This window comes from Streptomyces sp. C (assembly GCF_000158895.1).
Taxonomy (GTDB): Bacteria; Actinomycetota; Actinomycetes; order Streptomycetales; family Streptomycetaceae; genus Streptomyces; species Streptomyces racemochromogenes.
Genome location: NZ_GG657752.1, coordinates 354337 through 366789, shown reverse-complemented (window position 1 = coordinate 366789; position 12453 = coordinate 354337). Strand labels below are relative to the sequence as shown.

The 12453-nt window shown below is 69.8% G+C and carries 11 protein-coding genes, 1 tRNA gene and 2 pseudogenes; 9 read left to right on the top strand and 5 right to left on the bottom strand.

Annotated features, from left to right (window positions below):
* The 6 genes and pseudogenes from SSNG_RS43220 to SSNG_RS44655 form a co-directional block, all read left to right on the top strand.
* Window positions 1–763 (top strand): annotated as a pseudogene (locus SSNG_RS43220) (hypothetical protein); the annotation flags it as partial.
* Window positions 757–1758 (top strand): TniB family NTP-binding protein, encoded by a 1002-nt coding sequence (locus SSNG_RS37400; RefSeq protein WP_007269189.1) that lies wholly within the window; start codon window positions 757–759, stop codon window positions 1756–1758. The pseudogene SSNG_RS43220 and the gene SSNG_RS37400, both read left to right, overlap by 7 nt.
* A gap of 1 nt (window position 1759) precedes the next feature.
* Window positions 1760–2833 carry a TniQ family protein gene (locus tag SSNG_RS45140; RefSeq protein WP_042804897.1) on the top strand — a complete coding sequence of 358 codons (1074 nt, stop codon included), beginning with the start codon at window positions 1760–1762 and terminating at the stop codon, window positions 2831–2833.
* Between the two features lie 101 nt (window positions 2834–2934).
* Window positions 2935–4119, top strand: coding sequence for an ABC-three component system protein (locus SSNG_RS37390; protein WP_007269187.1), 1185 nt, complete (start codon window positions 2935–2937; stop codon window positions 4117–4119).
* Entirely contained in the window at window positions 4112–4591 is a 480-nt protein-coding gene (locus tag SSNG_RS37385; RefSeq protein ID WP_007269186.1) for a three component ABC system middle component, read from the top strand. Before SSNG_RS37390 ends, SSNG_RS37385 begins: the two co-directional genes overlap by 8 nt.
* 4 nt (window positions 4592–4595) lie before the next feature.
* Entirely contained in the window at window positions 4596–6560 is a 1965-nt protein-coding gene (locus SSNG_RS44655; protein WP_007269185.1) for a DUF3732 domain-containing protein, read from the top strand.
* A gap of 328 nt (window positions 6561–6888) precedes the next feature.
* Here SSNG_RS44655 and SSNG_RS37375 read toward each other — a convergent pair whose 3' ends face one another.
* The gene (locus tag SSNG_RS37375) at window positions 6889–7131 is read right to left on the bottom strand and encodes a hypothetical protein (RefSeq protein WP_042804896.1); all 243 of its coding nucleotides are present in this window, start codon (window positions 7129–7131) and stop codon (window positions 6889–6891) included.
* Between the two features lie 282 nt (window positions 7132–7413).
* On the opposite strand from SSNG_RS37375, the gene SSNG_RS37370 reads away from it, so the two are divergent.
* Entirely contained in the window at window positions 7414–8982 is a 1569-nt protein-coding gene (locus SSNG_RS37370) for an oleate hydratase (protein WP_042804895.1), read from the top strand.
* Window positions 8983–9009: 27 nt separating this feature from the next.
* On the opposite strand, the gene SSNG_RS37365 is transcribed toward SSNG_RS37370, so the two are convergent.
* The 4 genes and pseudogenes from SSNG_RS37365 to SSNG_RS42845 form a co-directional block, all read right to left on the bottom strand.
* Window positions 9010–9423 carry a VOC family protein gene (locus tag SSNG_RS37365; RefSeq protein ID WP_007269182.1) on the bottom strand — a complete coding sequence of 138 codons (414 nt, stop codon included), beginning with the start codon at window positions 9421–9423 and terminating at the stop codon, window positions 9010–9012.
* Window positions 9424–9462: 39 nt separating this feature from the next.
* Window positions 9463–10098, bottom strand: coding sequence for a glyoxalase (locus SSNG_RS37360; RefSeq protein ID WP_206731447.1), 636 nt, complete (start codon window positions 10096–10098; stop codon window positions 9463–9465).
* 54 nt (window positions 10099–10152) lie between these two features.
* A pseudogene (locus SSNG_RS44650) lies at window positions 10153–10308 on the bottom strand (VOC family protein); the annotation flags it as partial.
* A 4-nt stretch (window positions 10309–10312) separates the two neighbouring features.
* Window positions 10313–10406 (bottom strand) — tRNA-Cys (locus SSNG_RS42845).
* Between the two features lie 99 nt (window positions 10407–10505).
* Between SSNG_RS42845 and SSNG_RS37355 the strand changes: the two genes are divergently transcribed.
* Complete coding sequence (locus tag SSNG_RS37355) at window positions 10506–11141, top strand: class I SAM-dependent methyltransferase (RefSeq protein WP_007269180.1); 636 nt, start codon at window positions 10506–10508, stop codon at window positions 11139–11141.
* Window positions 11142–11949: 808 nt separating this feature from the next.
* On the top strand, window positions 11950–12453 hold a 504-nt coding region (locus SSNG_RS37350), incomplete at its 3' end, for a beta-ketoacyl synthase N-terminal-like domain-containing protein (protein WP_042804967.1).

The window sequence follows — 12453 nt, the reverse complement described above, 5'->3', positions numbered from 1 at the left end:
CGAACGCCTGCGGCACCCACTCACTGCCCCGCCTGACGCTCACACCCAACGAGATGTGGGCCGCACTGATCGCTATCGCCGGCCACGTACCCGTCCCCCTGGCCGCAGCCGACGGATCGAGCTGCTGCCCTCCAGGCGGTGCGCGATCGGCGACGAGGGCATCCGGTTCGAGCACCGCACCTACGACGGACCCGTACTGAAAGGGCACCGTCACCGCTCCGCGGCGGCGGACGGCAAGTGGGAGGTTCACCACAACCCCTACGAGCCGTGGCAGTGCTGGGTCAGACTCCCCCACGGCTGGGAACCCGTCCCCTGGATCCACCAAGGACTGGTATCCAAGCCGTTCACCGACACCACCTGGCGACACATCCGCAGCATGGTCAAACAGCGCGAAGGCCGCGCCAAACACGAGGAGCAGCTCGCCCGCCACCTCGACGAACTCCTACGCCGCGCACACTCCGCGGACACAGGCGCCAGTAACGTCGCAGGCTCCCGCCCAGGCGGAACCACCCCGGGAGCCCTGGGCGCAGCAGCTGCCAGCGGCGAGCCCAGCGCGGCCGGGCGGCCCACACATTCACGTCGCAAGACCCAGGCGGACCGCACGAAGCGACGGAAGACGAGGACGGAACTGCCGGGCAACCGCGCCGGGCAGGCCCCAGATACCGACGAGGACTGCGGCACCGCCCCTGACATCGCCGACTCCGTTACGTCGGCTGCGGCCTGGAGCATCTTCGACGCACACCAGGAGGCACAGCAATGGTGACTCCCACCGGCCACGAAACGCACGACGATCCGTACGCCTCCCCCACCACCTGGCGCGAGTGGACGCAATTCGTCGACACCTCCCCACCCTGCCTGCCCGGCACCGGCCCCTGGAGCACCGACGAACGCCTGGACTACCACTCCCGGTTCGTGATCCTCTCCACCCCCACCATGGCCAAGATCTCCCTCACCCTGCGCCGGCTGATGATCCTCAACCGCAGGCACAACGGCACCGCCCGCCGAGGCCTCCTCATCTCCGGACCACCGACCACGGGAAAGACCACCACCCTGCAGCAGCTCGGCCGGTCCTTCCACCTCGCCGACCGAGCACGCCGCGGCGCACCCGGTGACCACCTGCCAGTGGTCTTCCTGTCCGTACCGCCCGCCGCGACCCCCAAGATGCTGGTCTCCGAACTGGCCCGGTACCTCGACCTGCCCATCACCGAGCGCATGAACCAGGCCCGCATCACCGACATCGTCTGCGCCACCCTGCGCGATCTGACCACCCAGCTCGTCCTGGTCGACGACATCCACCTCCTCGACACCCGCACCCGCAGCGGCGCCGAAACCTCCGACCAGATGAAACACCTCAGCGAACGCATCCCCGCGACCTTCGTCTACGCCGGCGTCGCCATCGAGGAATCCCCCCTCCTGACAGGAAACCGCGGCGCGCAGCTGGCCGGACGGTTCAAAACCGTCCGCAATCCGCCCCTGGGACACGGCAGCCCCGCGCAACGCGCTTCATGGGAAGGGCTGATCCAGGGCATGGACGAGGCACTGCGCCTCGACGCCCACCGCACGGGCGCGCTGACCCGTCACGCCCCCTACCTCCACCTGCGCACCGGCGGCCGGATCGGAAGCCTGTCCGCACTCGTACGGGAAGCCGCGATCGCCGCGATCCTCGACGGCACCGAAAAGATCACCAAACGGCTCCTGGACGACATCGAACTCGATGAACTCGCCGAACACACACCCCGGCCCGCCAAGCGGCGCTGACATGCCGCGTCCGCTCCCAGACCTCATCCACCGGGCACTGCGGCAAATCCGGCCCCTGGCCTTCGAGACCAACGCCTCCTTCATCGAACGCCTCGCCGGCGCGCACCACCTCACCACCAGCGAGCTCCTGACAGGACTGCGTATCCACCCGCCCAAGGTCCATCCCGTCCGCGAACGCGACTACGGGCCGCACGCGCGCAGCGAGCTCTACCTCAACACCGGCGCGCGGGCCCGCATCGCTCAGTACACCGGCATCCCCGAAGAACGTCTCACCCGCGCTCTTCCCTGCTGGACGGAGCACCGGGACCGGGGCCCGGCCGGACAGGCCAGGGCCGGCGGTGCGATCCGCCCCTCCACGCTGCCGGCCGTCATCGGATGCCCGCACTGCACCATCGCCCGTACCGGATATCCCCAGGCCGTCCCCCGCTACCTCCCCCACCACCGACTCGTGTGCGCCCGTCACCGCACCTGGGCGCTGGGCCCCCACACCCTGGACGGCCGGCCCGTCCCCCACACTCACGCCCTCCTCCACCAGACCCCTGAGATCGTCCGTGCTCACCTCACCCACCTTCGGCTGACCCGGCGCCGGGGGCCCGACGCCGACGACGCCATCGCCCAAGCGGCCCGGATCACCGAGTACTGGCGCCGCCACGCCCCCAGGTCCGAACGCGTCTGGCCCCTGCGCGCCCGGTGCCTTGCCGGGGCGGGCGGGGACGGGCCGCTGTGGGAAGCCCTGGCCCGCGAAGCGATCACCTACCCCGAAACCATCGCCCTGGCCGGACTCCTCATCCGCAAGCCCTCCACTCGCTACCACCGAACCCAGCCCGGGCAGTCCCACCCCCTGCACGCCGCCATCGCCCGCCTCCTGAACCGGCGATGGCTACGCAACCCCGCCCACTACCCCGCAGACCTCGCCCACTACATCCACAGCGCCCCCCGTCACCCCGCCGACGGAACCGTCTACCGCCACCACGTGAAGCCCAGCCCCCATGCTGACTCCAATGAGCTCACCGGCCTCGGCTACCGGACCCGCACGCCCGGTAGGGCAACGCCCGCCGCAGGGCCGGGCCGGTAGGCCCTGCTGCCTGCGCATAGCGGCAACACCCCGCATGCGCAACTATGTTCGATTAGTGTGATGTGCTGGACAGATCAACATCGGAATCGGGAGACTGAGACATGGCGTCCTCCGCGCACGAGGCATCGGCGTCCGCCCTGGGCTACCTCTTCCAGGCGCAGTTCGCCCTGCTCGAATTACTGCGCGGCCAAGAGGACAGGCCGGACGGGGCGATCAGCCTCGAACTCCACGACGACGTCGCCTGGGAACAGGACGGCAGGCCCATCGATCTTCTCCAGGTCAAGCACCACGTCCGCGGAACCCGCACTCTGGGCGACAAGGACGACGACGTCTGGCGGACCATCAAGTCCTGGATGGACACCCACACCCCCGGTGACGAGAACGGCCCCGCACTGACCCTGATCACCACCCAGCAGGCCCGGCCCGGGACCGCCATGGCCGCGCTCAACGCATCTGCTCCGGCACCCGCCGAGGCACTCAAACTGCTGACCACCGCCGCCGAGACGTCCACAGCCACGGGCACCGCGGACTCACGCACGGAGTTCTTGAAGCTCCCGCCCGCGCAGCGTGCCGTCTTCGTACGGCGGATGCGCGTCATCGACGGCGCCCCGCCCATCGACGACCTCGACGCGCTGGTACGAGCGAAGCTCAGAGCCGCACTCCCCGACGGGCACGCCGACTCCTTCATGAAACAGCTGTGGGCATGGTGGTATCAGGAGACCGTGGACATGCTGCAGAAGCGACACACCAGCGTCTCCGTGGCCCGCCTGATGCAGCGCATCAGCCGTATCCGAGACGACTACACCTCGGACAGGCTGCCCACCCTCGTGGGACGTGAGGACTTCCCGGCCGAGGCCGAGGCCGAGCTCTCGGAGGCCGCTTTCGTCCACCAGCTGCGGTGGGTAGGAGCCGGCCGCCATCTGAACAAGGCAATGGTCGACTACTACCGCGCCTACACCCAGACCGTGGCCTGGCTCGAAGACGACCTCGTCGATCTCGACGAGCTGTCCCGGTTCGAAGACGACCTCTCCGACGAGTGGCAGCGGGAGTTCGACTGGATGCTCGACGACCTGGGCGACGACGCAACCGAGCGCGCCCAGGAACAGGCCGGCAGAGCCCTGCTCCGCTCCACCCTGGACCAGACCCGCATCCGGATCCGTGAGGCGTACGACGAGGCGTTCTTCTCCCGCGGAAAGCACCATGAGCTGGCCGACCGAGGCCTGATCGGCTGGCACCCCGACTTCGAGGCACGGGTGAAGGACCTCCTCAAGGCCGCGCGTGCCTGACTGGACGCGGCGGCCTCAGGCCAGCGCCGCCTTCCTCAACCCCGCTCTCATAGCCGCCATCGCCGCTACCGCGGCGCGCGACTACGAGGGGGGTGCCTCGGGCAGGCTGATGCCGTGGCCCATGGCCTTCGTCGTGGCACCGCTGGTCCTGCACCGGCCGACCCGGCGGGCGCTGCCGTCCTCCACGCGCACCCACCTGACGAACTGGGTGGCCGGCCACCCCGCCCTCGTCGCCGGCCTCGCCCCACGCGGCGCCTCCCTGGCACCCGCAGTACGCGAAGGCCTGCGCTTCGGGATCCGCCACCAGATGCTCGCCATCGAGCAGGGCTGTCTGCGGGGCACCCTTGCGAAGCCGCCGCGCACGGACGGCGAGCTCGCCGAGCTCATCAAGGCCGCTTCCCTCATAGGCCGTTGGACCGCGAAGTCCGACCATCCTTCCACCGTATTCGCGCTGCTGGGCGTGAGACCCTGAGCGGGTGCAGATCCGGTCGATCATCCTCTACAGCAAGAGCGGCGAGAAGCGCGTCCTGGACTTCCGGCTCGGTGAGCTGAACATCGTCACCGGCACCTCCGAGACGGGCAAGAGCGCACTGCTCGACATCGTCGACTACTGCCTCGGCAGAGACGAGGCCACTCTCCCGGTCAGCCCGATCTTCACCACCGTCGCCTGGTACGCCGTCGTCCTGCAGCTGGCCGACACCCGCGTCCTCGCCGCACGGCCCGCGCCCGGACCGGCAGCCAAGTCCGTCACCAACGCCATGTTCGAAGTCGGCAGCGACCTCGGCGTCCCGGAACCTGCGGACCTGCGCATCAACACGGACTCCGCCCAGCTGCGCCAGCAGATCGGACGCCGGATCGGCATCGGAGACACCCACAGCGAGCCCGCAGCAGGCAGCCTGGCAACCCCGCTCAGCGCCAACCTCGGTCACGCCGTCATGCTCTGCCTGCAAAACCAGGACGAGGTCGCGTCCAAGAGGATCCTGTTCCACCGCCAGAACGAGAACAAGATCCCCGAGAGTCTCAAGGCCACAATCCCGTACTTCCTCGGAGCGGTCCCGGAAGACCAGGCAGCACTCCAGCAGCAGCTCCTCCAGGCCAAACGAGCCCTGCGCAGCGCGGAGAACCGCCTCAAAGCCGCCCAAGAAGCAAACCAGAACGTGGAATCACAACTGCAGTCCCTCCTGGGCGAAGCCCGCGTACACGGGCTCCTCGCCGACGACGCCTTCAGCACCCCTGACCGGGACGCAGCCATCGAGGCACTGCAGCAAGCCTCCTCCTTCCGGCCCGCCCGCAACGGCGGAGACGAAGAGCAGCGCAGGCAGGAACTCGTCCTGGGCGAACAGTCCGCAGCCCTGCGCCGGCAGCTGCGGTCCCTGGCCGAAGAGCGCCAGCTCCTGAACGACCTGGATTCCCAGGCCGCCGGCTACAGCGGGGCCGTCACCCGCGGCATCTCACGCCTGTCCGCACTCAGCCTCGTCCCCGACCACTTCCCCGGAGAACACAGCTGCCCCCTGTGCGGAAACGAGCTCGCCGAGCCCGACCCCACCGTCGCCGACATGCACACCACCCTCGACGACCTCCGCAGCCAGCTCGACACGGTCCAAGCAGTCCAGCCCCGCCGCGAGCAGGCCCTGCGCGAGATCGAACAGACCGCAACGGGCCTACGCGAACAGCTCCGCGGCATCGAAGGCGCCCTCAGCATCATCGCCGAGCAACGCTCCGAACAGGCCGGCCTCCTCGGGCAAGCCGAGGCCCAGGCCTACACCCGCGGCAGGATCAGTGCCTACCTCGGCCAGATCAACACCACAACCGGCAGCGGCCACCTCCAGCGCCTGCAGGCAGACGTCGACATCGCACAGCACCATGTCCAAGGACTCGAAGAGCAGCTCGACAGCGAAGCCATCGACGACAAGCTCGCCCACAGCCTCGGCTACGTCAGCGGCAAGATGAGCAGCCACGCCAAATTCCTGAGACTCGAGCACGGCGACGGCCTGGTCCGCCTGAACCTGAAGAAACTCACCGTCGTCACCGACACCCCGAACGGCATCACCGAACTGCTCCGCATCGGCAGCGGCAAGAACCACGTCGGCTACCACCTCGCCGCCCATCTCGCCCTCCACCAGTACTTCACCGCGAACAGCCGGCCCGTACCCCGCTTCCTCATGCTCGACCAGCCAACCCAGCCCTACTACCCCTCCGACATGGCCAAAGCACGAGGCCGACTCGAAGACATCGCCCTCGACGAAGACCGCGTCACCGTCACCCGCCTCTTCCAGCTCATGCACCAGGTCGTCACCGAACTCGCCCCCGACTTCCAGATCATCGTCAGCGACCACGCCGACCTGCCCCACACCTGGTACCAGGACGCCGTCCGCTACAACTGGCGCGGCGGCGAAAAACTCATCCCCACCACCTGGCTCGACACCAACCCCACCCCGTAGCCCCGCCACCACATACCGGGGATCAGGGAAACTGCGCAGCACTCAACCAACCTGCGCAACCACACCCCGTCCGACGAACGTCGCAGGTCAGGCGGCTAACGGTGGCAGGCGCTAAGCAGATTCAGTGAGCCAACCATCACAAAACCCGACCACCCAAACTGCACAACCTCAGTTCAGCAGCATGACAACTGCGCAGATTCACTGACCGGCGACAAATCGGTCAGCGCTCGCTGACGAGCGCCCGGGAGACGTCCTGCCGTTCCTTCCGGTTCAGGCACGGCAACTGGCTTACGGCCGGCCCCGTGTCGGCCCGGGGCGGCCGGGTGGGTCAGTAGCGGACCCAGAGGGTGATGATGTCCGGGCGGCTGGGGCTGAAGGGCTCGCAGAAGAAGACGGGGCCCCAGATGTTGTAGCCGGCCCGGCCTGCGGCCACGCATTCGGTGTACGAGGCGTGGTTGCTGCGGGCGTAGAAGCCGGTGCCGGGGACGGCCTCGGCGGTGCCCGCGGCGCCGAGCGCGAGGGCTCCGGCGGTGACGGCGGTGGCGAGGGCGGCTGCTGTGCGGCGGTACATGGCATGTCCTCCTGAAAATGCCGGGGATGCCCGGCAGAGTGCCTGACGATGCGATGTGGTGCGGTACGTGCAGGCTGCGCAGCCGGACATGAACGTACCGTCACGGACCGGGCCGCACAATAGGTCTAGGCCAATGTGCCGGTTCCCGCCCCTGTGGTGGGGAGGCGTGCGCTGGGCCGAAGCGGGGGTTCTGGGGGGTGGTCCTGTGTCGCGCCGGGTTTGCCGGGGAACCCATGGAGGGCCCTTCGGCCCGAGGTGGCGTGCATCGTATGGAGGACGGCAGTGGCGAAGGCCTATCTGGTGGGCAGTGGGATCGCGTCGCTCGCGGCGGCGGCGTTCCTGATCCGCGAAGGCGGGTTCTCCGGGAGCGACATCGTGATCCTGGAGGAACAGGACCGCGAGGGCGGGAGTCTGGACGCGGCGGGATCCCCCGAGACCGGGTACACGATGCGCGGCGGCCGTATGTTCGAGATCCACTTCGACTGCACCTACGATCTGCTGTCTTCCATTCCGTCGCTGGACGACCCGGCCAAGTCGGTCACGGAGGACACGTTCGCGTTCCACGAGGACTTCGCCTGGGACGACCACGCCCGCCTCGTCGACGCCGACGGGCGCGTCATCGACGCGCATTCGATGACGTTCTCCGAACGGGACCGCCTCGAACTCGTGAAGTGCGTGGCCACGCCCGAGAGGCTGCTGGACGGCAAGCGGATCTCGGACCTGTTCCACGAGGAGTTCTTCACCACCAACTTCTGGGCGATGTGGTGCACCACGTTCGCGTTCGAGCCCTGGCACAGCGCGATCGAGTTCCGCCGCTACCTCAAGCGTTTCGTCCACCTGTTCAAGACCTTCGAGACCATGTCGGGGATCTACCGGACCCGGTTCAACCAGTTCGACTCGATCGTGCGGCCCCTCCTGGCGTGGCTGACCGGTCAGGGTGTCACCCTCCAGCTCGGCACCCGTGTCACCGACCTGCGCCTGGCGGGCGGTGACGCGCTGACCGTCGAGGCCCTCGTCTGGGAGCGCGGCGGGGAGTCCGGTCGGACGGCCGTCGGCCCGGACGACGTGGTGATGGTGACCAACGGTTCCATGACGGCGAACTCCACCCTGGGCGCCACCGATGCCGTTCCCGCCCTGGACACCACCTCGTCCAGCGGTGCGTGGCGGCTGTGGGAGACGCTCGCGGCCAAGCGTCCCGGACGGCTGGGCGACCCGAAGGTGTTCTGCTCCCACGTCGAGGAGTCCACCTGGGAGTCGTTCACCGTCACCACCAAGGACCCGCTCTTCTTCAAGCTGATGGAGGAGTTCAGCGGCAGCGAGGCGGGCAAGGGCGGCCTGATCACCTTCAAGGACTCCAGCTGGCTGCTGACCATCGTGCTCAACCACCAGCCGCATTTCCGGGACCAGCCGGAGGACACGTTCGTGTGGTGGGGGTACGCGCTGTTCCCCGACCGGCGGGGGGACTTCGTCAGCAAGCCCATGGCCGAGTGCACCGGCCGGGAGATCCTCGACGAGGTGCTGCAGCATCTGCCGTTCAGCGAGCGCCAGCGGATCCTGGACGGCTCGCTCGTGATCCCCGCGAAGATGCCCTACATCACCAGTCAGTTCCTGGTGCGCAAGGCCGGCGACCGCCCCCAGGTCGTGCCCGCAGGTTCCACCAACCTGGCCTTCATCGGCCAGTACGCCGAGGTTCCCGACGACGTGGTCTTCACCGTCGAGTACTCCGTGCGCACCGCCTGGACCGCCGTCGCCCGGTTGCTGGGGCTCGACAGGCAGCCCCCGCCCGTCTACAAGGGCCAGTACGAGCCGAAGGTCCTCGTCGAGGCACTGGAGACCCTGCACCGGCGCTGACCGGCGCCCCGGCGTTTTGACGTTCGGTTATTCCGCGTAGGGCTGGTCGGTTCCCTGGGCGCTGTAGCCGAGGCTCCAGATGTAGCCCTCGGGGTCGGCGAAGGTGCCGCCGTAGCCGCCCCAGGGGAGGGCGCCGGCGGGCTTGAGGACCTTGGCGCCGGCCTTCGCCGCCTCCGCCATGATCTCGTCGACCCGGGTCTCGCTGCGGACGACGTAGGTCAGGACCAGGCCGCTGAAGCCGCTGCCCTCCTGGTCCGTGCCCACCTGGCCGGCCAGGCCTTCGCGGCTGTAGAAGCCGACGGGCGAGGCGCCGTCGGATTCGAAGAACACCGAGATGCCGAAGTCGTTCTGGACCTTCCAGCCGAGGCCCTCGGTGTAGAAGCGCTTGGCCCGGTCCATGTCACGGACGCCGAGGAGGATCGAGCTGACGTGTGCCTTCATGGTTTTGTTCCTTGGGGTGGGTGGGGTGGGTGGTGGGGGTCAGGCCGCTTCCCAGGTGAAGCCGTCCGGGTCGGTGAAGGCGGTGGCGGTGGTGCCGAGGACGACGCGGTGCGAGCCCGTGCCGTCGGCGGGGACGCCGAGGTCCTTGGCGAGGGCGCGGCGCTTGTACAGGGCCAGCTTGACGGGGCTGTCGGTGCCGGCGGCGAACTCGGTGTACTTGCCGCCGAAGCTCTTGGCGACGGTCAGGCCGTGCTCAACGTAGAACTGCCGGGTGGCCTTCACGGCCTCGACGCCGAGCAGCAGGACGACCTCGTCGATCTCGCGGGTGTCGGGGCCGGTGTCCTTCTTCGCTCCGGTCGCGATCTTCCAGATCGTGCCGTCCGGGGCCTGGACCACTCCGCTGTAGCCCCACAGCGACTTGGCGGTGGGCTTGAGGACGGTGGCGCCGGCGTCGACCGCCGCGGCGAAGAAGCCGTCGACGGTGGCGGGGCCGGAGACCGTGATGCCGAGGGTGAAGCCGCGGAAGCCGGTGGTGGGGGTGTCGGACGCCCTCAGGGTGACGTACGCGTCCACGCCGAAGGCGGTGTAGAAGCGGCGGGCGGCCTCGGTGTCGGCCACTTCGAGGGTGACGGAGGCGAGGGCGGTGGGGGCGGTGGTGGGAGTGGTGGTTGCCATGACCATCACGCTAGGGGGTGGGGGGCGGCGGGGGCTTCTCGATTCCTGACCGGTCCTGGGGACGGTCCGGCCGGGCCGGCTGGGTGCCCGGGAGTCGTCGACCCGCTGGAAGCCCAGGAAGAGGCCGTGCTCGCCGTTGAGGCCGGCGAAGTCGGCGTCGGATGCGGGGTGGGGCGGATCGGGGCAGTCGAGGGGTGTCGCCCCACCGATTTCCTGGCGGAGAGGGCAGGATTCGAACCTGCGTGGGTCCCTGTGGAACCCGAACGGCCTGTGGCCGGTCCCCGATCAACCGCTCCGGGCACCTCTCCCTCGTGACGTGGTCACGGGAACCAGAGTGTGGGATGAGGGCTGACGGCTTGCTGACGTGAGGGGGAGGGGGAGGGGGAGGGGAGCTGTAGGTTTTGGTGGTGGGTGGATATCGGGATGCGGCCAGGGCGGGTTACGACGGGGTCGTCGAGCTGTACGCCTCGATGTTCGCCGATCGGCTGGAGACGCGGCCGTTCGCGCGGGCCATGGTGGGGGTCTTCGCCGGGCTGGTGCGGGAGGCGGGGAACCTGCGGGTGGCTGATGTCGGGTGTGGGCCCGGGCATCTGACCGGGTTGCTGGGCGAGTTGGGGCTGGAGGCCTTCGGGGTCGATCTCTCGCCGGGGATGGTGGGGCACGCCCGGCGGGCGCATCCGGGGCTGCGGTTCGTCGAGGCGCGGATGGAGGCCCTGCCGGTGGAGGACGGGGCGCTCGGCGGGGTGCTGGCCCACTACTCGATGATCCACACCCCGCCCGGGGAGCTGCCCGGGCTGCTCGCCGAGCAGGTGCGGGTGCTGGCGCCGGGGGGTTTGCTGCTGGTCTCGTTCTTTGTGGCCGAGGGGGCGGCGGAGCCGGTCTGGTTCGAGCACAAGGTGGCTCCCGCCTACAGCTGGCCGGTGGAGCGGTTCGTGGGGGTGTTGGCCGGGGCCGGGTTCGAGGTGGTGGCTCGGCTGGTCCACGGGCCGGTTTCCGAGCGGGGTTTCCTTGAGGGGCATCTGCTGGCGCGGGCCGGCAGGTGATGTTCCAGCCGTCGCCTCGCCGCTTCCCCGGGCGATGGGGAAGTGCCGTCGGGGGTGTCCGGCATCGGTGGGCGGGACCGGCCGGGCGGGGCCGCCGCCCGTGGGGCTTCGTAGCTTTCGGGGCGGCGGCCGGGACCTGAGCGTCCGGTCGTCGAGGCGGGCGGCGCGGGTCGGGCCGGGCGCGCCGAGGGCGCGGGCGGGCGCGCGAGAGGTCCGGGCCGTGGGGCCGGGTGGTCGAACGCTGGACGAGGACGGCCATCCTCCGGGCCGAAGGGGCGGTCGGCAGTCCCAAGGCCCGGGTGGCCCGGAACGGGGCCGGGTCCGTTGCCCAGCCGGCTCCGGGGTCGACAGCGCGGCCGTCTACCGCTGCTGCGCGACGTGCTGCCGCACCCGCCCGTATTCCGGTTCGGAGCCGGCCGGCATCGGCAGGCTGCGCGGTGACCTTCGCGGCGGTCGCCCGTGGGGAAGTGCAGCCGCCGCCGGACGGCGAGCACCGGCGGGAGCGGGGTGGTGTGACACCTGCCCGCCCGTGCTCGAGCGTGCGGGGGGGCTGGGGTGGGCCGTCGGCCGGCGCCGCTCGTGGACGCCGTGGCGGGTCCGGGGCGGGTGGTCGGTCGCGCCACCTCTGGCCCGGCTGGCTGGGGGCATTTCTAGTTTTGGAAGGTGTGGACAAAGTCAGGGGTGTGGACTCCGTCGATGGCGGCACCTGATGCTTCGTGAATTCCCTGGCAGATTGGCAAATGTCTTGATCAGCCCGGGAACGGGTTCCGGGGTTGAGGTGTGCCGATCAAACAAAGGGGGATGTGTGATGACCACGGGTGCGACGGACGTGGTGGTGACGGGGCTGGGTGCCACGACACCCCTCGGCGGGGACGTTCCCTCGACCTGGGCCGCGATGCTGGCCGGGGAGTCCGGGATCAGCGCGATCGGGGAGGAGTGGGCGGCCGCCCTGCCGGTGCGGATCGCGGGGCGGTTGCGGGTCGAGCCGGCCGAGGTCATGGACCGGGTGCAGGCGCGGCGGCTGGACCGGTGCGAGCAGGTGGCGCTGATCGCGGCCCGGGAGGCGTGGGCCGACGCGGGGCGGCCGGAGGTGGAGCCGGAGCGGCTGGCCGTGGTGATCGGTACGGGCACGGGCGGTGCGCTGAGCATGCTCGGGCAGGACGACGTCCTGGAGGCGTCCGGGGTGCGCAAGGTGTCGCCGCACACCGTGCCGATGCTGATGGCGAACGGCCCGGCGGCCTGGGTCAGCATCGAGCTCGGCGCCCGGGGCGGTGCCCACACGCCGGTCAGCGCCTGCGCCTCGGGGGCGGAG